13 protein-coding genes are annotated in these 22572 nt (G+C 69.8%); 2 read left to right on the plus strand and 11 right to left on the minus strand.

The window, feature by feature from the left end:
- Window positions 1–88: 88 nt before the first annotated feature.
- Window positions 89–1417: an ATP-grasp domain-containing protein gene (locus tag RM423_RS17910; RefSeq protein ID WP_311424411.1), complete on the plus strand. Its 1329-nt coding sequence runs from the start codon at window positions 89–91 to the stop codon at window positions 1415–1417.
- Window positions 1410–2687: an MFS transporter gene (locus tag RM423_RS17915; protein ID WP_311424412.1), complete on the plus strand. Its 1278-nt coding sequence runs from the start codon at window positions 1410–1412 to the stop codon at window positions 2685–2687. The genes RM423_RS17910 and RM423_RS17915 overlap by 8 nt, the downstream gene beginning before the upstream one ends.
- Window positions 2688–2718: 31 nt before the next feature.
- On the opposite strand, the gene RM423_RS17920 is transcribed toward RM423_RS17915, so the two are convergent.
- The 11 genes from RM423_RS17920 to RM423_RS17970 form a co-directional block, all read right to left on the minus strand.
- Window positions 2719–3504: an inositol monophosphatase family protein gene (locus RM423_RS17920; RefSeq protein WP_311424413.1), complete on the minus strand. Its 786-nt coding sequence runs from the start codon at window positions 3502–3504 to the stop codon at window positions 2719–2721.
- Window positions 3501–4703, minus strand: coding sequence for a phosphoserine transaminase (locus tag RM423_RS17925; RefSeq protein WP_311424414.1), 1203 nt, complete (start codon window positions 4701–4703; stop codon window positions 3501–3503). Before RM423_RS17925 ends, RM423_RS17920 begins: the two co-directional genes overlap by 4 nt.
- Entirely contained in the window at window positions 4700–5746 is a 1047-nt protein-coding gene (locus RM423_RS17930; RefSeq protein WP_311424415.1) for a TauD/TfdA family dioxygenase, read from the minus strand. The genes RM423_RS17925 and RM423_RS17930 overlap by 4 nt, the downstream gene beginning before the upstream one ends.
- Before the next feature lie 73 nt (window positions 5747–5819).
- Window positions 5820–6734 carry a class I SAM-dependent methyltransferase gene (locus tag RM423_RS17935; protein WP_311424416.1) on the minus strand — a complete coding sequence of 305 codons (915 nt, stop codon included), beginning with the start codon at window positions 6732–6734 and terminating at the stop codon, window positions 5820–5822.
- Window positions 6734–8194, minus strand: coding sequence for a hypothetical protein (locus RM423_RS17940; RefSeq protein ID WP_311424417.1), 1461 nt, complete (start codon window positions 8192–8194; stop codon window positions 6734–6736). The genes RM423_RS17935 and RM423_RS17940 overlap by 1 nt, the downstream gene beginning before the upstream one ends.
- 14 nt (window positions 8195–8208) lie before the next feature.
- Complete coding sequence (locus tag RM423_RS17945) at window positions 8209–9582, minus strand: aminotransferase (protein ID WP_311424418.1); 1374 nt, start codon at window positions 9580–9582, stop codon at window positions 8209–8211.
- A gap of 35 nt (window positions 9583–9617) precedes the next feature.
- A complete protein-coding gene (locus tag RM423_RS17950; RefSeq protein ID WP_311424419.1) occupies window positions 9618–10601 on the minus strand; it encodes an NAD(P)-binding domain-containing protein in 984 nt (327 codons plus the stop codon).
- Between the two features lie 77 nt (window positions 10602–10678).
- Window positions 10679–12565, minus strand: a complete 1887-nt coding sequence (locus RM423_RS17955) for an FAD-dependent oxidoreductase (protein WP_311424420.1) — start codon at window positions 12563–12565, stop codon at window positions 10679–10681.
- Window positions 12562–13710, minus strand: coding sequence for a hypothetical protein (locus RM423_RS17960; RefSeq protein WP_311424421.1), 1149 nt, complete (start codon window positions 13708–13710; stop codon window positions 12562–12564). The genes RM423_RS17955 and RM423_RS17960 overlap by 4 nt, the downstream gene beginning before the upstream one ends.
- Window positions 13697–21475: a polyketide synthase gene (locus RM423_RS17965; RefSeq protein ID WP_311424422.1), complete on the minus strand. Its 7779-nt coding sequence runs from the start codon at window positions 21473–21475 to the stop codon at window positions 13697–13699. The genes RM423_RS17960 and RM423_RS17965 overlap by 14 nt, the downstream gene beginning before the upstream one ends.
- 215 nt (window positions 21476–21690) lie before the next feature.
- Window positions 21691–22176 (minus strand): YbaK/EbsC family protein, encoded by a 486-nt coding sequence (locus RM423_RS17970; RefSeq protein WP_311424423.1) that lies wholly within the window; start codon window positions 22174–22176, stop codon window positions 21691–21693.
- Window positions 22177–22572: the final 396 nt, after the last annotated feature.

Raw genomic sequence — 22572 nt, forward strand, 5'->3', positions numbered from 1 at the left:
CGAGCGCGATATGATACGCTATGCGGGCTTCGCCGGAGGAAAACGGGATCAATCACCGGCGACTGATCAGTAGCAGCGGAGGCGCTCGATGAGCGGTACCATAACGTCCGTCCTGTTCATCGGTGCCGACGGGTACGTGTTGCGTGCCTGCGAGCGCAACAACGTAGACGCGGTGATCCTGAGTACCTCCGGCGCCTGGGACGACGACCGGATCGAGATGCCGCCCGGCGCGATCATGCTGCGGGTGGACGAGATCACTAACCCCGAGAGCTGCCTCGCGGCGCTCTACCGGGCCGGGCTGGCGGACCGGAAGTTCGACGCCATCCAGACGACCTGGGAGTACGCCGTGGTGACAGCGGCCGTGCTCGGGCAGGCGCTCGGCTGCCGGACCATCGACGCTGAGACGGCCCTGCATTTCCGTGACAAGTCCCTGCAGAAGGCCCGGCTACGCGAGGCCGGCATCCCGGTGGCCCGCACCGCCGTCATTGAGGACCTCTACGACGTCAGCCAGGTGCCATTCGAGTTCGAGCGCGCGGTGCTCAAGCCGGTCGCCGGCGGCGGCACCACGTCAACCAGCGTCGTCCGTAGCCGCGCCGACCTGGAGCAGGCCAGCAAGAACGCCCGGCTGGAGCGGTCGACCGACCGGACGTTCATCCTCGAGGAATTCGTCGATGGCGACGAGTGGATGGCCGAGGGGGTCGTCTTCGGCGGCGAGGTGCTGTTCTTCGGGCTCGGCGCCTACACCCAGCCCTGTCTCGACGCGGTCACCGGGCAGGTACCGATCTCGCTGCGCCGGCTGGACCCGGATAGCGAGCCCGAGGCCTATCGAAGCGCGGACCCGGTCGTGCGGGGCGCGATCGCCGCCCTCGGCCTGCAGGACAGCGTGTTTCACATGGAGCTGTTCCGCGAGCACGGAACCGGCCGTATCGTCTTCAGTGAGTGTGCCGCCCGCCGGGGCGGGGCGCTGACCCAGGAAGAGGTGCACGCGAAGTTCAACGTCGACCTCGGCGAGGCGGCGCTGCGGTGCGCGATCGGACGCCGGCCGGAGCTGGACGTCAAGATCGACCCCACCCTGATCGGCTGCGCCGCGTTGTTCGGTCCGGCCGGCACCGTATTCGGCTACCCCACCCAGTCCGAGTTGATGCAGCAGCCGAACGTGGTGTTCGCCCGCACCTGGGCGGCGGTCGGCGGCCAGCTGGGCACCAAGTTCGCTGCCACCGCCGAGATGATGGCTGCGCTACTGCTACGCGCCGACTCTGACGATGAGTTCCACCAGCGGGTCGGCGAACTACGCGACTGGTTCGGTGAGCGGTTGCTGGTTGCCGAGCCGGGCTTGACCAGCGGCGAACGCCGCGCCTGGCAGAGCCGGCACTGGCCTGACCGCAGCTACCGTGACCAGCTCTTCACGCGTGCCTGAACAGGGTCTCCGCCGCGGCCTGCTGCAGGACGCCCTCCAGCGAAGCCTGCTCCCGGCCGGCCCGCAGCGAATCCTTGCCTGGTCGGTCTTCGTGGTCACGGTCGGCGGTGGCCTGCTGCTCGGCAGCAGCACGCTCTATCTGACCAGGATCGTAGGGCTGTCGGAGGTACGGGTCGGCTTCGGGTTGGCCGTCGGCGCCGCGCTCGGCCTGGCCGCCGGGCCGCTGGTAGGCCACCTGGCCGACCGCCGCGGCTCCCGGGAGATCCAGATCCTCACGATGCTATGCGGCGCGGTCGCGACCGCCGGGTACGTGCTGGTCCGCACGTTCTGGGCGCTGGTGCTCGTCTCGTTGCTGGTCGCGTTGGTCGGCGCCGCCAGCCAGGCCAGCCGGGCGCCGCTGATCCGGGCTTTTGCCTTCGAGCGTTACACCTGGCTCCTGTCCTACCTGCGCGCGGTCACCAACGTCGGCATCATGGTCGGCATCCTCATTGCGACCATCGGCATCCAGCTCGACACCGGCCCCGCCTACATCACGATGATCCTCGGCAGCGCCGCGACCTTCCTCGGCGCGGCCGCCGCGCTGATGCGGTTGCCGCGGGTCGCACCGCTGCCGGTCACCCGCGACCGCGGCCGCTGGGTCGCCCTGACCGACCGGCCGTACCTGGCGGTGACACTGCTGAACGGCGCCATGTCGGTGCACCTGGCCATCCCGGTCTTCGCGCTACCATTGTGGATCGTCAACAACACCAGCATTCCGCGCTGGGCGATCACCGGGGTGGTGGTGGTCAACGGCCTCCTCATCGTGGCCCTGCAGGTGCGGGTCAGCCGCGGCGTCGTCGATCCGCTGACCGCCTCCCACCGAATGCGACTGGCCGGACTGGCCCTGCTGGTGTCGGCCGGACTGATCGCCGCCACCTCCCACCTGCCGCGCTGGCTGGCCACGGCGGTGCTGTTGGTCGCGATCGTGATCTACACAATCGGCGAGCTCTGGCATTCCGCCGGGTCCTTCGAGCTGGCCTTCGGGCTGGCGCTGCCGCACGCGCAGGGCCAGTACGCCGGGGTCTTCGGCCTGGGCCAGGGAGCTGCGAACGCCGCCGCGCCGGCCCTGCTCGCACCGCTCTGCCTCGGCCTGGGCAGCGTCGGCTGGCTGGCAGTCGGCGGCCTGCTGATGGTGGTCGGGCTGCTCACGCCAGCCACGGTGCGGTGGGCGGATCGCAGCCGGGCCGGCATGGTCGCGCTGCCGGTCAATGCCGACGACCTCCCGGCCTGACGTCAATGCCGACGAACTGCCACCCTCGGAGTCAGCGCAGCAGCTCCAGCACCCGGGCATGCAGGGCGGCGTTGCCGGCCGCGACGAAGATCCCGGACGAGTCAAGCCGCAGCTCGGCACCGTGGCGGTCGGTCATCACCCCGCCGGCGCCGCTCAGCACGGCGGCTGGCGCGAACACGTCGTAGGGCTTCAACCCGCAGTCGACGGCCAGGTCGGTCCGGCCGCTGGCCAGCATCGCGAAACCGTACGAGCTCGCGCCGTACATGGTGTACCGAACGGCCGCTCGCAGCCGGGCCAACACCGGCTGGTCGGCCGGTCCGAAGAAGTCGGGGTTGGAGCACGTCGCCAGCGCCGCGGCCGGATCGGCGCAATCCCTGGCGTGCACCGGCACACCGTTGTGCCGGGCGAAGCTGCCGTGCACGCCCACCCACCGGTCACCGGTCGCCGGGTAGTCGAGTACGCCGAGCCACGGCCGGCCCGCCCGGCTGAGCCCGATCAGGGTGCCGTAAACCGGGATCCCGGTGATGAAATGCGCTGTCCCGTCCAAGGGATCCAGCACCCACACCAGCTCGGCGTCCAACCGCTGGCCGCCGTACTCCTCGCCGAGGATGCCGTGCCCCGGGTAGGCATGCCCAATCCGCTCACGCAGCCGCGTCTCGATCGCCCGGTCGGTTTCGGTGACGAAGCTGTTGTCGGCCTTCACGTTGACGGTGGCCGCCCGCGCCGCGGCTGCCCGTAGCATCCGGTTGCTCTCGTCGGCCAGCCGCTCGGCGAAGGCGATCAGCTCGTCCGCCGACCCGCTCGACTCGTCCGTCATTCGTATCCGAGCTCGTGCAGGTTTGCGGCGAACGCCCAGTCGATCCACGGCAGCAGCAGTTCCAGGTCGGCCGTCTCGACGGTCGGGCCGCCCCAGATGCGTAGGCCGGGCGGCGCCTCCCGGTGCGGGGCCAGGTCGTAACCTGCCCCGCATTCCTCCAGCCGAGCGCACAGCCGTGCAATGAAGGCCGCCTGCTGCTCCCGGCTCAGCTGCTCGAAAGCGGCATGCCGCACGCGCAGGCAGATGCTGGTCGAGGAGACCGTTCGCGGATCCTCGGCGAGGAAGTCCACGTACGGGCTGTCCCGCACCCACCGCGCCACCGCGTCCAAGTTGCGGCGGGATCGCGCGATCAGCTCCGCCGCCCCGCCGACCTGGGCGCACCAGTCGAGGGAGCGCAGCACGTCCTCGACGGCGAGCATTGACGGCGAGTTAATGGTGAAGCCGTCGAAGATCTCGGCCACCAGCCGGCCGTCACGGGCGATTCGGAAGACCTTGGGCAGCGGACGGTCCGGCTGAAAAGTGCCCAGCCGCTCGACCGCTCGCGGCGACAGGGCGATCATGCCGTGCGCGGCCTCACCCCCGAGCGCCTTCTGCCAGGACCAGGTGATCACGTCGAGCTTGGTGTAGTCCATCGCCATCGCGAAGATCGCCGAGGTGGCGTCGCAGATGGTCAGGCCGGCCCGGTCGTCGGGGATCCAGTCCGAGCCGGGCACGCAGACGCCGGAGGTGGTGCCGTTCCACGGAAAGACCACGTCGTGGTCGAAGTTCACCCTGCTCAGGTCAGGCAGCGCGCCGTACCGGTCCGCCCGGTGCACGGTCACGGCCGGCAGCCGCAACTGCTGCACGATGTCGACCAGCCAGGTGAAACCGAAGTTCTCCCAGCAGCAGACCTCGACCCCGAGGTGGCCGAGCAAATTCCACAGGGCCAGCTCGATCGCTCCGGTGTCGGAGCCGGGCACGATCGCCAGCTGGTATCCGGGCGGCAAGCCCAGCAGCTCGGCCGACCGGGTGATTACCGTCCTCAGCTTCGCCCGGCCGTCCGGGTGGCGGAAGTTCCGGCCGAGGAAGGCCCCGGCCAGGTCGGCGAGTTCCCAGCCGGGCGGCTTGACGGTCGGGCCGGAGGCGAACCACGGCCGCGCGGGCAGCCGGTCCGGCTTGGTCAGCGGTCCGGCCGCCGCCGGGTCGAGCGCCGCGCTCACCGGCCGAGGCTCACGAAGTGCTTGCGCCGGCCGCGGTAGGCCAGCCGACCGTGCTGCACGACCTGGTTGTCGAGCGCGAGCACGTCACCGGGCCGCATCCGCACCGCGCGGCTGGTGCGCCATAACGCCCCGCGCAGGAACGAGATCAGCTCCGGCTCGATCGGGATGCCGTCGCCGTACGCGGTCGTGGCCGGGTAATCCTCGTCGGGCAGGTCACCGCGAAAGCCGGGGTGCGAGCGCCAGTACGAGCAGTGCAGCTCGGTGACCTGGTTGAACCACAATTCCTCGCCGGTTTCCGGATGGTCGACGAAGGCCGCCCGCCGGTAGGAGTAGCGCAGGGTCTCGTCGGCGTCCCAGGCGTAGTCGTAGCCGGAATCCGCCAGGTGCTGCTCGACCCCGCTGCGGCGGTCGGTGCCGAACGTGTCGGCCCAGCCGATCTCACCGTCCGCCGAGACCCGGCGCAGCGTCCGGTGATAGCGGATGCCGCGCTCGCGGAACCGGTCCTGCAGGTCAGCCGGGATGAGCCGCAGCGTGTTCCGGATGTCGTTCACCGGTACCTCGCCTCCCTCCTCGGCAGCGGTCTCGCAGAAGAAGAAGATCCGCCGCGGGTAGTGCGGCAGGTACGACATCTCGTTATGCGGTGACAGAGTGACCCGCTGATCCTCGTCGCTGGCACTCAGCGCGACACCGGCATCCCGCTGTCGAACCGCGATGCCGCCCTCGTAGCCGGCCTGGTCATAGCCGAGCGACCGCACCAGCCGTTCGAAGCCGGCCTTGTCGGTCAGCGGCAGGCCGCGCAGCAGCACACCGCCGGCGACCGGCAACGCCTGGTCGATCAACTTCCGCACAGCCGGGCCGGGCGGCACCCCCGCCTCGATGGCCTCGACGATGGGAATCATCTCCCCCGCGTCAGGCACGCTCTCCGGGAAGCTGTCATGCCCCGAGCCGGCCAGGAACTCGCGGTTGCGCACAGGCACTCGGAAGGTTTCTCCCGGCGGAATCTGCCGGAAGTAGGGCGTGTCCAACAGGAGAGTCGTGTGCACTGGTGTCCTCGGCTCGGGTTTCGCTCGTCGTGTCAGTGGTGATCGGGTCAGGGTCAATCAGCGTGAGCCGGCGTCACGGCACGGGGTAGCCCCGCAGCACGCAGATCTCGTGGTAGATCGGCGTGGCCGGATCGGCGTCGAGCAGCAGCTTGGCCTCGCTCGCCGACAGCGGCCACTTGCCCGCAGGATCGGCGTAGAACTCGCAAACCAGGTCTTGCTCGCAGCCGGTGCCGCGCATCGCCGCCTCCACTGCCATGAAGAACGAGATATCGGTGCCCTGATGCTGCCGGACGATGCAGGAGGCAAGCTCCTCGGGCCGGTAGCGGTTGGCCTCGAAGAGCGCGAACAGCGCCATCTTGCCGATCCGGCAGCCGAAGTTGAGCACGACCTCGGCCCGCGGCGCGTACGCCCGGACCCGGCGGAGCAACGCCTCGTTCAGGCCGAGCCCGAGCGCGTTGAACGGGTAGTCCTGGAAGGCGGTCCACGGGTAGTAGTGCGCGATGTGATCGGCCGCCCGGTCCCGCAGCGCTGCTGCGGCGGCCAGCTGGGAGAGGTGGAACTGGCTGTAGAGCGCATCCTCCGGGTCTGGCACCTGGGGCAGGCAGGCCACCACCGCGTCCACCGCGGTCACCTCACCCATCGCCACCGGGGTGTCGATCAGGCTGACCGAGCCGGAGATCGGCCGGAACCGGTGCACCAGGTCAGGTGCCACCTCCGCGACCAGCCGCTGCGCCAGGAGTGGCAGCCGCGGGTCGAGATCGCTGCCCAGCACCATCGCGGCGCCGCAGTGCCGCAGCATGAACGCGATGTTCGCGCCGCTGCCCACGCCGACCTCATACACCCGGCGACCGGTCAGGCCGGCCCGGTCCAACCCGGTCTGGAAGGTGACCGTCCAGGGATCGGTCGGGTCGAAGGCGAAGCCCGGCACCTGCGCGCCGCTCACCCCGGTGAGCGGCGTGGCCAGCGTGCTGTCTGACTGCATTGTCATCAACCTCCACTGCGCGTGCGGACCGGAGCGCGGTCCGCGGCTTCGTCCTCGATCAACAGCACCTCGGAGACATCACCGCGCAGGCAGTGCGCCGACCGCATCGCTGAGGCGTACCCACCCGCGTTGATCAGCGCCACGTGATCGCCCTCGTGCAGGCGCGGCATCCGGTGATCCACCGCCCACTGGTCGAGCGCCTCGTTGATGTTGCCTACTACGGTGTAAGCCTCCTGCCCCTCGTCCCAACGCGGCACCACCGCGACCGGCTCGCAGGGCAGGCCATAGAACGCCGGCTCCATCGCCAGGTTGAAGCCGGCATCCAAGCCGGCGAAGAGCACGTCCCGGCGGCGTTCGGTGTAGGTGACGGTGGCCAACAGAACGCCCGCATCCTTGACCAGGTAGTCACCCGGCTCGACCGCCACCATCAGCCCGCGATCGCCGAACCGGCGGGCCACCGCAGCCGCCCAGCGGGACAGGTCGAGGGGTGCGTCCGCGGCCGTGTGCGGCACCCCCAGCCCACCACCCAGGTTCACCTCGCGCAGCTCGGGCAATTCCTCGGTGAAGGCGTTGGCCGCGTCTAACGCCCGTTCCAGCTGATCGAGTTCGGCGTCCAGGTAACCGCACCCGACGTGGAAGTGGACGCGCACGATCGGCAGGCCCCACCGGGCCGCGATCTCCTTCGCCTCCGCGAGGTGTTCGCGATAGATGCCGAACTTGGTGGTGGTGGCGCCGCTGTAGTTCAGCCGGTCGTCGCCCTGATAGCCGATTCCGACCGCAGGGTTGATGCGCAGGCCGACCTCGCGGCCGGGACACGCGCGACCGAGACTCGCCAGCGCCGAGAGCGAATCCAGGTTCACCCGAAGTTGCGGGCAACCTGCCAGCGTGGCGATATCTCGGGCGGACAGCGAGGTGCCGGTGAAGGACATCGCCTCCGGCGGGAAGCCGCAGCTCAACGCGTGCAGCAGCTCACCGGTCGAGCACACGTCCACCCCGCACAGGTTCCGACTGCGCAGGTAGGTGAGGAGGGACGGAGCCCGGTTGGCCTTGATCGCGTAGTAGACCCGATGCTCCAGCCCGGCGGCGCCGAGGGCCGCGGACACCCGCGCGATGTTCTCGGCGATCCGGCCGGCTCGGTAGACGTATGTCGGGGTGCCGACCTGGGTGGCCAGATCGCCGAGATCCGATCCGCCCAATCGCAGCTGGCCGTCGCCATATCGCAGGTCAGGACGCTGCCACCAAGGGGTGCCCGGCACATGCCCGGACAGCGCCGCGGCGTAGCGAACCCGACTGCCGAGCTCACCCAGCGCGCGGCTGACCTGCTCGCGATCGCAGCCGTCATCGAGCAGCACCGGCAGCGGCGTGGTGGGATCGGCATCCGCCGCGCAGACGGCCTGTTTGATCCGGAGCACGGTCAGGGCCACGTTCAGGCCGCGGCAGTCGAGGCCGGCCGATGGTGCAGTCATGGCGTCCATCCCGGTCAACAGATCTCGCCGGCCGCGCGGTCGCGCGCGGCGCGGTCGAGGGCGCCTGCCAAGATGCCGACGATCCGGTCGATCTCCTGCCGGCTCACGACCAACGGCGGAGACATGATGCAGAGGTTCTCGTACGGGCGGACCAGCAAGCCGGCCTGCTCGCAGTAGCTGTCCACCCGCCGGGCGAGCGCCTGATTGCGCGGCGTCGGGCCGGCCTCACCGTCGACGCGGCACTCCACGCATGCCATCAGGTGGTCACCGCGCACCGCGGCGACTACTGGCGAGCTGCGCAGCTCCCGCAGCCGTTCGATGAAGTAGGGGCCGACCTCGCGGACGTGGCCGCAGATGTCCTCGCGACGCATCACCTCGATGTTGGCGATGGCGGTGGCGCAGGCGACCGGGTGGCCGGAATAGGTGAAGCCGTTGGAGAAGACCGGGTTGGCCGGGTCGGCCGCGCTCGCCAGCGTCTCGGCGATCCGGTCGGAGATCAGCACCGCACCCAATGGCTGGTAACCCGAGGTCAGCCCCTTGGCGGTGATCAGCAGATCGGGCACGACCCCGAACTTCACCTCGGAGGCGAAGAAATGGCCGAGCCGGCCGAACCCGGTGACCACCTCATCGGAGATGTAGAGGATGTCGTGACGCCGGCACAGTTCCAGCGTTGCCCGGTGGTAGCCAGGTGGCGGGACGAGCACCCCGCCGGAGGCCAGTATCGGCTCGGCGATGAAGCAGGCGATGTTCTCCGCACCGACCTCGGCGATCGCCGATTCCATGCCCCCGATCAGCTCGGCCAGCCGCTGTTCCGCCGGCACGGTCGAGACGTCCGGGTCATAGCCCGGGCTGTCCAGGTGGTGGACCCAGCCGCTCTCGTAGTGGAAATGGGTACGGTCGGCGGCCTTGCCGGACAGGGATGCCGCCAGGAAGGTGCTGCCGTGGTAGGCGTTCACCCGCGAGAGCACGTGGTACTTGCCGGGCCGGCCCTGGCTGAGAAAGTAGAACTGGGCGAGTCGGACGGCCGATTCGACGGCGGTCGAGCCACCGGTGGTGAACTGCACCCGGTTGAGGTCGCCGGGCGCCAGCTCGGCCAGCAACGCCGCCAGCTCGGTGGCGGGCTGGTTGGTGACGTCGCCGAACGGGGTGAAGTACGGCATCATCCGGGCCTGGGCGGTCATCGCCTCGATCAGCTCGGTGCGGCCGTAACCGACGGTGACACACCACATGCCGCCGATCGCGTCCAGGTAGCTGCGGCCGTTGCTGTCGGTCACCTCGACCCCGGACGCTTGCGAGATGATGAGCGATTCCGGCTTACCGAGCGCGCTCAGGTCCGCCCACGGGTGGAGCACGTGACGGGCATCGGTCTCTACGAGCGAGCCGGGCACCGACTTTTCCTGTGACACCTTCGTCCTCCCGCCGGTCAGGCCTGCGCGCCGAGCGCGGCGCGCAGGCGGTCGTGGGCCGTAGTCATCGGATTGGCCAGGTACGCCGATCGGTACTCGTCCAGACTCGGGTAGCCGGCCTCGGCCTCCTTGCTCAGTGCCTCGACGAAGCCGCCGCTGCGGATGTCGTCGAGGATCTCCCGGCCGCGCGCCTTCACCTCTCCACCGAGCAGTTGGCCGAGGTAGCGCTGCACGCCGAATCGGCAGGTCGGCGAGCCCTGCTGCTCGACCACCTCGTACAGCCCGGTGGAGGCCGCCTCGACCATCATCTCGGCCATCTCGCCGGAGGCGTGCATGTCCAACAGCGACGGCAGCGGGTCGTAGCCGGCCTCGACCAGCACCTCGAACGCGGTTCGGAAAACGTCCAGCAGCAACGGCGTGAGGAACTGCTCCTGGAACAGGTCCAGCTCGGTCTCAGTCTGGTGCGATACCGGCATGACGCCGTACCGGGTGAAGCCGACGGCGGCGGCGATGCCCAGAGTGCGCCGCAACGCCCGGCCGGTCGTGTCCCGGATGACGTCGAGGAAGGCCAGCACGCCGGAGCCGTTCAGGTATCGCTGCCGGATCGGCTTGCCGAACATCTTGGGTGCCAGCAACGCCACATCGACCCCGGCCGGCACCATGATCCGGTCGTACCGGACCGAAAAACCATGCGCCAGGACGAACAGGTCACCGTCGTGCAGGTGTGGGGCGATGTGGGCGTTGAATACCTCCGGGTGAGCCTCGTCCGGAATGAGCAGCAGCACGATGCTGGCGCCGTCCACCGCCTCGGCGATGGGCCGGGTGTCGAAGCCGTCGGCCACCGCGGCGTCCCGGTACTCGTCCGTCCGGTTGCCGATGATCACCGACACCCCACTGTCGCGCAGGTTGGCGGCGAAGGCCTTGCCCTGGATGCCGTAACCGATCACGGCCACGGTCTCGCCGTCGATGTGCTGCGAGGTGGCATCCTTGTCGAAATACATACTCGATCCTTCTCGCACGGGGATTGGGGACGGGCCGCCGTTCGGTCGAACGGCTCGCAGTGGACGGGGATTGTCGGTCACGGTGCGGTCGCCATCTGCTCACCGGCCGACTCATCGGCAGGTGCACCGGTAATCGCGGGCAGGTGTACGCGGAGGCGTTCACCCAGTTCAGCAAAGGCCATGTTCCGCAGGTAGGCGGTCCGGAAGGTCTCCCACTCGGCCCGGCACCGGGCGGGTTCCCAGCCCAGTAACCGAGCCATTTCGGCCAGCGTCAGGTCGAGGACGGCCAGGTCGAGGTCGCACCGGCCGGCGGAGTCGAAGACCACGGCGTCCCTGATGCCACCGGTGTTCAATAGGTAGTCCGGGTAGCTGACGGCCATCTGATAGCGCACGTAGTGTTCGACCTTGGCCCGCAAATAGGCACGGTCACCGCGCGGGTGGTCGGCCCGCTGCAACGCGTACCGCTCCTCCTCGGCCACTGGCAGGAACGGCAACCGCGCGGTACGCGAGCGACCGAGCGTGCGGCCGGTGCCGCGGCGCAGCTCCTTGGCCACCAGCTCGGCGACCTTCTGGCCGGCCCAGCGGAACTCGGTGAGCTTTACGTTGATCATGTCGTAGACGGGGCCGTCACCGACCCGACGCCGATTGATCCGGAACATCCTCGAGATGTCCTGCACCGCGATCTGGCCGCGGTCATCGGCAGCCAGCGGCCGGATCCCGCAGAACACATGGAAGATGTCGCGCCGGCTGAGCTGCCAGCGGTCGGCGACCAGGGCGTTGTAGGAGTGCAGCAGCTCATCGATCTCGTCCTCCTCCGGCATCACCAGATCGGGGTCGAGGTGGGCGCGGTCGGTGGTCGTGCATTGGACGTACCAGATGCCGTTCTGCAGGAACGGCCGCAGATAGTGCTGCCGCTCCGGATTGAGCGGCACCAGGCCGACCTGCAGCCGCGGGTCCTCGGCGAGGCTGCGGTGGATGAACTCATTCGTCGCCTCCAGGTGAGTGCCGCGGGAATAGACCACAGTGGTCCGCCCGTCCGGCTGCTCCGTCCGGTTGCGGGCCTGGTCGACCCACGGGCCGGCCGCGTTCGCGATGGTGCGGGCCCGGACCGTCACCCGCTCGGGCAACTCGGTGTGCTCGAACCGCCTGGCCAGCGTCACCTCGAAGTGCCCGGCCGCCACCCACTCGTAGCCGAGCATCTCGACCTGGCTCAGCGCCCGGATCGGATACTCGCTGCTGCCGCGGTAGTAGGCGTCGCGGATCGCCTTCAGGACCAGGACCTTGTCGTTGTTCGCCTTGCCGTCCCAGTAGAGGATGCCGCCGAGCGCTTCGGGTGCGTCCAGGTTCGGCAACTGCCGGTGCAGCGCGGCCCGGTTGAAGAAAAGCTTCACCCGGCTGAACCGCGGGGTCAGCCCACACCACGCCCACAGCGTGGTGAACAGGTCGTAGAGCCAGATGCCGAAGAACACCGCCCACTTGCGCTCCGGACTGTCCGGCAGCACGAAGACGATGTTGGGGATCTCCTCGACCGTGTCCCGGCTGGTCTCGATCAGGATCTTGCGCTCCCGGGTGCCGTACCAGACCAGCTGCAGGTCTAGCCAGGCGCCGCGCAGGTTCTGCAGGGTGGACTGCCTGATCTTCGGATCACGGCGCAGCTTCGCCGCCAGCAACAACCGATGGAAGGCCATCCGCAGATAGCGGATACCGGGGTGGATCGCCTTGCCGGTCTTGCTCGAGGTTTCACCCCCGAACGAGCCGCGCTCGACCAGGATCGCGCTGGCGTTGCCACGTGAGGCGAGGTCGCGCAGCACCCCGGCGCCGGCCGCTCCCCCACCGATCACCAGCGTGTCGTGGACGAAATCGCCGTCGGTCTCGGCTGCCAGCGACCGGTACTGATCGAGCACGTCAGCCATCCCGAAGGTCCGGGTCACCGGCCCGGCCGCGGCCTGCTGCTTGTTCCTCATGACGCCCGTTCTCCTCGCCATACATGGATCACTCGGTGATCGGGCCCGCGCCGCGCGTGGAACGTGACCGCGCGCGCGGGCGGGACGGGCGAGGTCAGCTGCCAGTCCCAGCTGCGCTCGACCATGTAGGACGTGAAGGCGCGGATCTGTTCGGCGGTCATCCCGCGGCTGCCACTGCGCTGCTCGATCAACCGCTCCTGCGCCTCCCGGTCGCGCCGCATCTGCTCGAGCGACGGCCATTCGAAGGCCCACAGTGCGTCCAGCCGGTCGAAGATCCCACGCCACCGGCGCAGCTCGACGGCCACCTCGCGCGGCAGGCCGACCGGCAGCCGCTCCGGCTCCACCCTGGTATCGGCCCCGGCGAACCACAGGTCGAACAGTAAAACGCCGACCTTGCCGCGTATCTCGAAGGCATTGGGCCGCTGGTCGTCGGCCCGCTTGTCGAAGTTGCCCATGCGGATCACGAGGTCCGGGCCACTCCGCTCGATCTGACGCAGGTCGCGTTCCAGCCAGACCAGATCGTGGGTGCCGGGCAGCGACCGGTTCGACACACCCGCCACTCCGGGGTCGTAGCCGCGAGCTCGCAGCGGTTCGCGATCGGCCTTTCCGAGATACCAGTCGTCACCGCTGCGGGCGATCGCGCGGCCTTCCGTATCGGGATCCAGCAACTGGTCCAACACGACGGCCAGCGCGTTGGTCAGCACCGTCTTGCCCGCTCCGGGGCTGCCGTTGAAACCGACCATGAATGGGCCAGCCGGCCGCCGCCGCCGCTTCTCCCGGACGATCCACTGCGCGAATGGCAGGTAGAGCCGCCAGAGATCGCACAGCGGGACGTCCACCCCGTCGGCGAAGTACGAACGCCACCATGCCGCGAACGGCCCCCAGACCCGCGCCAGCAGCACGATCTGTTCGGCGACAGCGGCTTCTGCCGCGACGGCATCAGCCGGGACGGGATCAGCGAACGCCGCGGCCAGCGAGTCGTCCAGCGTCAGCTGGACCAGCTCCGTCAACCGGGTGAGGTCGGTGGGATGCGCAGGCCCGACCGCGGTGACCAGATCCAGCAGCAGCGAGGACAACCGGTCCTCCGACACCGGGTCAGGCACGGTCACGGCGTCGACCGCGGTCGAGAGATCAGTCGCCGGCATAGCTCAACTCCGGTTCGTCCTGGCGATCCGGGCCACGCCGGTAGCCCTCGAGCAACGCGTGCAGCTCGCTGAGCCGCTGGTTCGGCCGGGAGATCACAGCCAGCGGCACGTCCATGCCGAACCTGCGCGCGAAATCGCCCCGCATCCGGGCGAAGTCCAGCGAGTCGAGACCGAGCTCGACCAGCCGCTTCGACTCGTCCCAGCTGTGGATGTAGTCGCGAAGGAACGACCGCACGTGGTCACCATCGGCCTCCTCGGCGACCGCCGGATCCGGCAGCTCGGCCGACTGCTGACCGACCGGCCGGCTCGGGGCGGGCAGATCCCGGATCAGCGGCGCGCCGGCCCACGACGTGCGCGGCCAATCCAGCTCGCACGCGGCCAGGTTCTTGCTGCCGGGCGCGGCCCCGGCCAGCAGCGAGCCGACGAGTTGGCCGAGCAGCTGCAGGGCAGTGCCCGGGCTGAGGGGTGTCTCTCCGCCAGCCCGGGCAAGCTCATCGGTCCGCGCGTCGCCGGCGGCCATCCCGGTACCGGCCCAGGTGCCCCAGTTCACCGAGATCAGCTGCGGCCCGTCTGCCGACTGCGACCAATCGGCGTGCGCATCCAGCCAGCCGTTGGCGGCCGCGTAGTTGGCCTGGCCGCCCGCGCCGAGCAGAGCGCTGGTGGAGGAGAACGCGATCAGCCACGGCGCTCCGGCCGCTCGGGCGAGGTCCATGAGCTGGCCGAGCGCAACTTTCGGGGCCAGCACCCGGGCGAAGCGCTCCTCAGTCAGGTTGCGCAGTATGCCGTCGTCCAGGGTGCCGGCCAGGTGCAGCAGACCGGCCAGCGGGCCGGTCCGGGCGGCGAGCGCGTCGACCTCGATCGGCCGATCCAACTCCAGCGGGAGGTAACGGACGCCGGCTGGCAGATCAGCGGAGGGCGCCCGGCCGGTCACGATCACCCTGCTCGGAACCACGCCCTGGTGCTGGATCAGCCAGTCGACGACGACTCGCCCGATACCGCCGGTGCCGCCGATGAGCAGGTAGCTGCCGCCGGCCGCGCCGAGGTCCGCCTCATCCGCGCCGAGCGTGCCAGCGGGCAAGTCCGGCAGGGTCACCGGCAGCAGCCGCCGGGCGAGCAGATGGCCGCCGCGAGCAAGCAAGTCCGGCTCCTCGGCGAACGCTCGGGCCTGCCGCAGCAGCCGGTCGATCGTGCCGGCGTCGGGCTTCCCGGCGTCCGGCCGGTCTGGCAGGTAGAGCCGCTGCATGGTCAGGCCCGGCTCCTCCAGCGCCAGCGCCCGGGTCAGCCCCCCAACCATGCCGCTGGTGCCCAGTGCGGGAAGCACCAGCACCAGGCTGCCGCGAAGCTCGTCGGTGACCGCGCGGGTGAGCAGCGTCCGGAAACGCTCGCACTGCTCCGCCGGCGCCTGCCCGCCGCCGAGCCGGCTGGCCAGCGCGACCGTGTGATCCGGTGCGGTGAGCCGGGCCCGCAGGAACTCCGCGGCGGCGTCGGTGCCCACCTCGTCCAGGTCCAGCCACTCCGGCGCAGCTCCGACCGCGGCACGGCGGGCAAGCGGGCTCCAGCGCACCTGGTGCAGCCGCCCCTGCCACTGCCCCGGTACCGGATTCTCCTGCGGTTGCATGCGATCCAGGAACGCAACCAGCTGTTCCAGCACCTCCGCGCGGCGGTGCAGCATGAAGTCGTGGGCACCCTCGTGACGGCGTATCTCGGTCACCGGGCTGGCGGTCACGGCACCCCAGTCCGTCGCGGTAGCGCTCGGGAACGACGGGTCGTCGATGCCGCACTGCACCTGCACCGGGCAATCCAGCAAAGGCCGGTCGCTACTGGACTGCCGCTGCGCGACCCGCCGCTCCGAACGCGCGTCGAAGCTCAGATCCGCCGTCAACGCTGGTAACACGGCCTGCCGCCACTGCTCATCCTGGCCCAGCTCGCCCGGGGCCATCAGGTACGCCTCAACCGAGCAGTCGGCCCCGCTTGCCTGCGCACCGGCGCCGATGACCGCCCGGCCGATCAACAACACCGCGGTGACCCGGCCGCCGAAGCCCCAGTCGGCCAGCGGTCCGCTGAGCAAGTCGAGTCCGAGCGCCGCGCCGAAGCTCAGTCCGCAGAACGCCACCGGCCGCTCGCCGGCATCGGTCCGGATGGCGGTCGCGAGCCGGTCCAGCACCACCCCGTCGGCCTCGGCCTCGGCGCCGGGCCGGCCGGGCAGCTGCACCGCGACCAGGTCGAGCCAGTCCGGAGCGGCCAGCGCCCAGGCCCGGAAGCTACCCGCGTTGCCGCCCGCGTACGGCAGGCAATAGAGGGTCAGCCGGGCCGCGGGCTTGGCCACGTAACGAACCAGGACCTCTGCATCCACATCCGCGTCCGCGACCGGCGCGGCCGGCCGGCCGACGTGGACCGATGCCTCGGGGCGGGTCCAGAAACTGGTCCGGTCGAAGCTGTAGGTGGGCAACCGATGTCCGGCCGAAGGCGCTCCATCGAGGGCCGGCTCAAGCGCGGTGAAGTCGAGTTGGGCTCCCTGGCACCACAGTTCGCCGAGCGCACGCAGGTAATCGATCTCGTCGTCGGCCTCCGGGTCCTTCACGCCGGGCATGCTGGCCAGCAAGAGCGGGACCGGCCCGGGACGGGAGACCAGGCACTTGCGGGCGAAGCCGGTCAGGGTGCTGCCTGGACCGATCTCCAACACCACGTCCGGCTCCCACTGCAACAGAACGTCCAGGTCCTCGCGCCAGCGGACGGGCGAGGTGACGTGCTCCGGCCAGTAGCCGGCCGGCTGGTAGCGCGAGTCGAACCACGTGCCGGTCAGGTTGCTGGCGAACGGGATTGTCGGCACCCGGGCGCTGAGCCGGGCGGCGGCCGCGGCCACCCGGTCTGCGACCGGGGTCATCAGGTCGCTGTGGAACGGATGCGAGACCGGCACCGACCGGCACAGGAATCCGAGTTCCGGCAGCTCCGTGGCTGCCGCGCGCAACGCTGCCGTCGTACCTGCCAGCACCAGTTGGCCCGGTGCGTTCTCAGCCGCGCGCCAGAGCCCGGACCGCCGGGCCAGCCAGTCGGCAAGCAGGTCCTGATCGCCGAGCACGCTGAGCATCCCGCCGGCGGAGGGCAACTGCTCGGTGGCCAGGGCGCGGGCGGCGACCAGTTCCGCAGCCTCGTCCAAGCTGAGCAGCCCGGCCAGCTCTGCCGCGGCGTACTCACCGATGCTGTGGCCGGCCACCGCCGCCGGGCGGATCCCTAGCTCCAGCAGGCTGTGCGCGATCGCGTACTCCACCGCGAACAACCCGCACTGGGTGATCACCGGGCGCGTCACGCCGGCCTCGTCGGCGTCCAGAATCTGCCGCGTCGGATGGTCCGGCAGGTGCCTGGCCAGGCTGGCGCAGGCCGCGTCGAAATGCCGCCGGAAGCGACCGCCATCGGCCCGGCCCCGGTAGAGCCCGCGCGCCATACCGGCCGCCTGTGAGCCCTGGCCGGCGAAGCAGAACACCACGGTTGGCCCACCGTCCCGGCTCTGGACCGCCGGCTGCTCGCCCAGCCGGCGCAGGTCGCCGGTGTCGGCGCCGAGCCCGGTGTCGGTGAGGATCGCGGCGCCCCGCAGCGGGTGCGCTTCCCGCCGGGTCTGCAACGCCCGGACAGTCCGGCCGAGCTCGGTTGGCGGCAACGCATCGAGGGCATCCGCCAACGCCAGCGCGTTGCGCCCGAAGGCAGTCTCACTCCGGGCCGACACCGGCACCAGCCGCAGCCGGTCAGCAGCGTCCGGTTCCGGCGCGGGGGGCGCCGGCGCCTCCTCCATGATCACGTGCGCGTTCGTGCCGCCGATCCCGAAGCTCGACACGCCGGCCCGGCGCGGGAGCTGGGTACCTGGGTCGGGGACCGCCCAGTCAGCGGTGCTCTGCTGGATGGTGAAAGGCGAGCCGTCGCAGTCGATGTAGTCGACTAGCTTCGGGTTCAGCGTGCGGTAGTGGACGGTCGGCACGAGGGTGCGATGGTGCAGGCAGAGCACGGTCTTGATGAAGCCGGTGATACCCGCGGCGCAGTTAGCGTGCCCGATGTTGCCCTTCACGCTGCCCAGCGCGCAGCTGCCGGCGGCCACCGTCTCGGCCCGGCGGTGGTCGACGAACGCGTCGAGCAGGCCCTTCACCTCGATGGCGTCGCCGATGTGGGTGGCGGTGGCGTGACACTCGACATAGGAGATCTGCTCCGAGGTGATGCCGGCCATCTCGATCGCATCCGAGATGCACTGACTCTGGGCTAGCGCGCTGGGGGCGGTGTAACCAGCTTTCATGCTGCCGTCGTTGGAGATTCCGAATCCGGTCAGCACCGCCCAGATCTGGTCGCCGTCAGCGATCGCATCGTCCAGCCGCTTGAGCACGACCGCGCCGACCGAGTCACCGAACAGAGTGCCGCTGGCGGCGTCGTCGAACGGCCGGACGGTGCCGTCGACGCTGCCCACCAGGCCGTCCTCGTAGCAGTAGCCGAGGTTCGGGAAGTTGATGGCCGACGCGCCCGCGATGGCCATCTCGCATTGCCCGGCAAGGATCGACTGCGCCGCCTGGGCCACCGCCACCAGCGCGCTGCTGCAGGCCGAGGTGACCGTGAAGGCAGGGCCGCCCAAATCGAGCTGATAGGCAACCCGGGTGGCGATGTAGTCCTTCTCGTTGCCGATCTCGGTGAGGAAGATCCCGCCGGGGTCGAGGGGTTCCTTCAGGCCGCCGCCGTCCAGGTGGTGCACCAGGTAGCCGTCGATGCCGCAGGCGGCGAAGACGCCGGTCCGCCGACGGTACGGGTTGCCCCGCCGGGCGTAGCCGGCCTGCTCCAGCGCGGCCCAGGCGATCTCCAGGAAGACCCGGTGCTGCGGATCCATCAGGACCGCTTCCCGATGTCCGATCCCCCAGAAGCCGGCATCAAACTTGTCCGCGTCGTCGAGCACCTGACCGGCCGGCACCCACTTCGGGTGGCCGAGCACTTCCTCGCCGAGTCCCTTCGCGCGCAGCAGACCCGGCTCGAAGGCGGTCAGCGAGTCGACGCCGGCGGTGAGGTTCTGCCAGAAGGTCTCAATGTCCGGGGCGCCCGGGAACCGGCCGGCCATCCCGACCACGGCGAGCTTCGTGCCGAGCGCCGGTGGCAGCCGCCGGCGGGTGCCGCCCTCGGCCTGCCGACTGCCGGAGCAGTGCGCCGCCATCGCCCGCAGGCTGCTGAACTGGAACACGTCGATGACCGGCAACGTGATGCCGTACCGGTGGGCGAGGACCCCGGAGAGCCGGGCTGCGCTGAGGGAATCGCCGCCGACCTCGAAGAAGTTGGCGTCCGGGTCGCCCACCGGATCACCCAGCACCTCATGCCAGGCCTGGGCGATGCGCTGCTCCACGGTGGTCAAGCTCGCCACCGCGATCGGCTCGGACTCGGGCGGCGGTACAGGCAGCGCCGACAGGTCGAGTTTGCGCGAGTCGCTCCGGCTGAGCGGCAGCTCGGCCAGGCCGAGGTAGCGGCGCGGACGGGCGTACTCCGGTAGGTCACGGCGGGCCCGCTGTCCGACCCGGGCCAGCACCGTCTTCGAGGGGGCGCCGTCCTCGCCGAGCACGTAGGCGAGCAGGCTGGCCGGCTGGTTGGTGCGGGCGTCCAAGACCGGCCGGACGATGACCCGGGCCACCCCCGGCACGCTTTCCAGGACGTGCTCGACGGCGCGCAGCGACACCTTGAACCCGCGCACCTTGACCACCTCGCCGGTGCGGCCGAGGATCTCGAGGTCGCCGCCCGGCAGGAATCGGGCCCGATCGCCGGTGCGATAGAACGTCTCGCCGTCGAAGGCACTCCCGGCGAGCGCGGACGGGCACGGCACGAACCGCTCGGCGGTCTTGGCCGGGTCGTTCAAGTAACCGCTTGCGACCCCCGGGCCGGCGAAGTGCAGCTCGCCGACGCCGCCGTACGGGACCGGTTCACCCTTATCGTTCAACAGAATCGCCGCACTGCCGGCGAGGATCCGGCCGACCGGGGCGAACGGCGAACGGCGAACGGCGTCCGCTCGCGGCAGCAGGTCGGCGAACGATACGTCCAGGCTCTCCCAGGTGCTGTAGGCATTGACCAGCTTGACGTGTGGAGGCAGCAGCGCGGCGGCCTTGTCCACCACGCGGCCGGGCACCACCTCGCCCATCAGGAAGATCACTTCGAGGTGGTCGAGCCGCTGCGCCATCGCTGGGCCGGCGGACGGATGGTCGAGCACACTCTCGAACAGTGACGGCGGCACCACGATGCGGGTGATCCGGTGCTCGGCGAGGGTGCTCACCAGCCGGACGGGGTCGAAGATGCAGTCGTCCGGGATGACCACCGCCGGCCGGCCCTGCAGCAGCGGGCGCAGACACTCCCAACCGAAGAACACGTTGAGCCCGTCCCGGGAGGACTCCCCGTACGGATAGCTCTCGTAGCGGGCGTCGAAGCAGTACAGGCAGCCGAGGTGGGTGTTGAGCACCGCCTTGGGGGTGCCGGAGGTCCCGCTGGTCATAGAGATCAGCGCGATGTCGGTGGGTGCGACGGCCGGGAAGGTGGGCCGATTGAGCTGCGCCGGCGCCGTCCAGCGGTCCGGACCGAGCACGATCAGCCGGTCTGGCTGCTGAAACTCGGCAGGCAGCAGGGCGATCAGCTCGGGGACGGTGACCACCACCCGGACACCCGCGCTCCGCAGGAACTGCGCGAGCAGCGTAACCGGCCAGTTCTTCTCCAGCAGGCAGGCCGGGGCTCCGAGACCGAAGCAGGTGAGCAGACTGATGCAGTACTCAGCCGAGTGCGGCAACAACAGCCCGAGCACGTCGCCGTGCCCGGAGCTGAGTTCGGTGAGCTCGGCGGCCAGCGAGCGGGCGCTCTCGTGCAACTCCCGGTAACTCCACTGCCGGTCGCGTTCAAGCAGCGCCAGCGCGTCCGGGGCGGCGGCGACTTGATCCTCGAATCGGTCCCAGAGGCTGCGCTGGTCGCCGGTGTAGGCCGGCTCCACGATGGTCCACGACGGCGGGACGGCCGCCCGAGCTCGGTCCAGGTGGCCGCGCAGGCTCGCCAGCAGCTCTGCCCGGTCACTGATCGTGTAGAAGTGACCGCCATCGAAGAGTTCGGTCCCAAGAAAGGCCGACTCCTCCACATGCTGCTGCCAGGCGTGCAGCTCGGCCGGTCGCACGGTGCGGTCCTGCGTTCCCCCGTACACCACGACCGGGACTGCCAGTCGGCCGGCCTCGGCACCGGTCCGGAAAGGGTAGGTCGCGTCCAGCGCCAGATCACCACGCAGCGGCGGCAGCATCAGCCGCATCAGCTCCTCGTCCTGCAGGTGCTCCTCGGGCACCAATCCCCAAGCGCGCACCCGGTCGAGGAGCTCCGGCTCGGGCAGCGTGTGGGCCTGCTCGGCCGAGGTCAGGTGCGGTGCGCGGTGGGCGGAGAGGAAGAGGATCTCGGGCGTCCGGCGACCCAGCTCCGCGAGCTTTCGGCACACCTCGAACGCGACCAGCGCCCCAAAACTGTGCCCGAAGAAGGCGAACGGGGCACCGTCGTCGAGGCCAGTGATGGCCTTAATCAGGTCGGCAACCAGCCGGGGCCAGCTGTCGTAGCCTGCTCCATCCAGCAACCGGCCGCGGCCGGGCATCGCGAACGAGACGAGTTCAACGTCGCCGGGCAGGTCGAGCGCCCAGTCGGCGAAGATTTGGGGGTTACCGCCAGCATGCGGGAAGGCGAAGAGCCTGAGTGCGAGGTCCTCGCGGCGAACGAGGACCACCGGCTCGGCGGTCCCAGTCATGATCGGCGCGCCTCGGCGCGACAGTGCAGCACGATCCTCCCGTTTGCATACGTATCGCCCATGTCGTGGTGCACACTACACAGTGTTTGGCTCAGTTAGAAGCTTTTCGCCGAGAGTTCACGGTCCGCAACAACTCGGGCGGCCTGGGTGTCATTGCTGCCGGATACCGGCCCTGGTCCTGCTGCGCGGCGTGATGGCGCCCTGCCGCGCAGCAGTCAGGCGGAAACGATTTCTTCGATTCGCGGTCTGGCGATCGAGCAGTAGTCGTCGGTGGCCAGGCCAATCGTGCGGTCCAGCCGGGCGGCGTTGAAGAACACCTCGGAATGCTTGAGCAGGCTCGGGTCCATGACCACTTCCAGCCGGTCGTCGAAGGAAAACGGCGGTATGGTGCCGACCGGGGTTCCGGTCAGTTCCTGCGCCATGTCGGGGCTGGCGAAGGCGGCATAGGTGCCGTTCACCAGCGCCTTCACCTTGCCGAAGTCGATTCGCATGTCACCGGGCAGCACGGCGGCGAGGTAGCGGGTTTCTTTCTTGCCGACCTTGACCATGAGGACAATGCACTTCGCGGCCTGGTTCGGGTCGTGGCCACGTAGCCGACTGACCGCCTTGGTCCCGCCCTCCGGCTCGTGCTCGATGACCCGGTAGTCGGCGCCGTGCTCATCGAGCAGGTCGATCAGCCTATGGTAGGCGTCCTCCGCCATTCCCCACACATCCCTCGATACGGCGCTCGGTGGTAGTGACCGCGCCAAAACCGCGCCTCACCGGACAACCGCACCATAGTGCATCCGCGCTCGGTAGCGTATCCGCGCACGGACACTCCGCGCCGTGCCGTCGAGCGTGCCAACACGGTGGCACCGCCGTCTCCCAACTCCTGATAACGCAGCTGGACGTCCGATGCGCAATGCCCGTCCGGCCTCGGCCTACATCTTTGATCATTGGTTGTAATAGATACAAGCCAAACATTGGGGGCCTAGCCCGAAACTTTCACGCGGCGCCTGTTGATCGTCGTTCTTGGGGCGGCAGCCTCTGTGGTTTCCGATTGTGCCGTGCGGGCAGGACAGTTTGGCCGAGGTCGCTCGGTGCGCCGGTTCCACGTG

Origin of the sequence: Jatrophihabitans lederbergiae (assembly GCF_031845305.1) — a bacterium.
GTDB lineage: Bacteria > Actinomycetota > Actinomycetes > Mycobacteriales > Jatrophihabitantaceae > Jatrophihabitans_A > Jatrophihabitans_A lederbergiae.

Excerpts from the sequence above, each read along its gene's own strand:
- RM423_RS17965 (WP_311424422.1), bottom strand. The coding sequence starts at position 21,475 with ATGACTGGGACCGCCGAGCCGGTGGTCCTCGTTCGCCGCGAGGACCTC.
- RM423_RS17920 (WP_311424413.1), bottom strand. The coding sequence starts at position 3,504 with ATGACGGACGAGTCGAGCGGGTCGGCGGACGAGCTGATCGCCTTCGCC.
- RM423_RS17960 (WP_311424421.1), bottom strand. The coding sequence starts at position 13,710 with ATGCCGGCGACTGATCTCTCGACCGCGGTCGACGCCGTGACCGTGCCT.
- RM423_RS17940 (WP_311424417.1), bottom strand. The coding sequence starts at position 8,194 with ATGACTGCACCATCGGCCGGCCTCGACTGCCGCGGCCTGAACGTGGCC.
- RM423_RS17955 (WP_311424420.1), bottom strand. The coding sequence starts at position 12,565 with ATGAGGAACAAGCAGCAGGCCGCGGCCGGGCCGGTGACCCGGACCTTC.
- RM423_RS17910 (WP_311424411.1), top strand. The coding sequence starts at position 89 with ATGAGCGGTACCATAACGTCCGTCCTGTTCATCGGTGCCGACGGGTAC.
- RM423_RS17950 (WP_311424419.1), bottom strand. The coding sequence starts at position 10,601 with ATGTATTTCGACAAGGATGCCACCTCGCAGCACATCGACGGCGAGACC.
- RM423_RS17935 (WP_311424416.1), bottom strand. The coding sequence starts at position 6,734 with ATGACAATGCAGTCAGACAGCACGCTGGCCACGCCGCTCACCGGGGTG.
- RM423_RS17970 (WP_311424423.1), bottom strand. The coding sequence starts at position 22,176 with ATGGCGGAGGACGCCTACCATAGGCTGATCGACCTGCTCGATGAGCAC.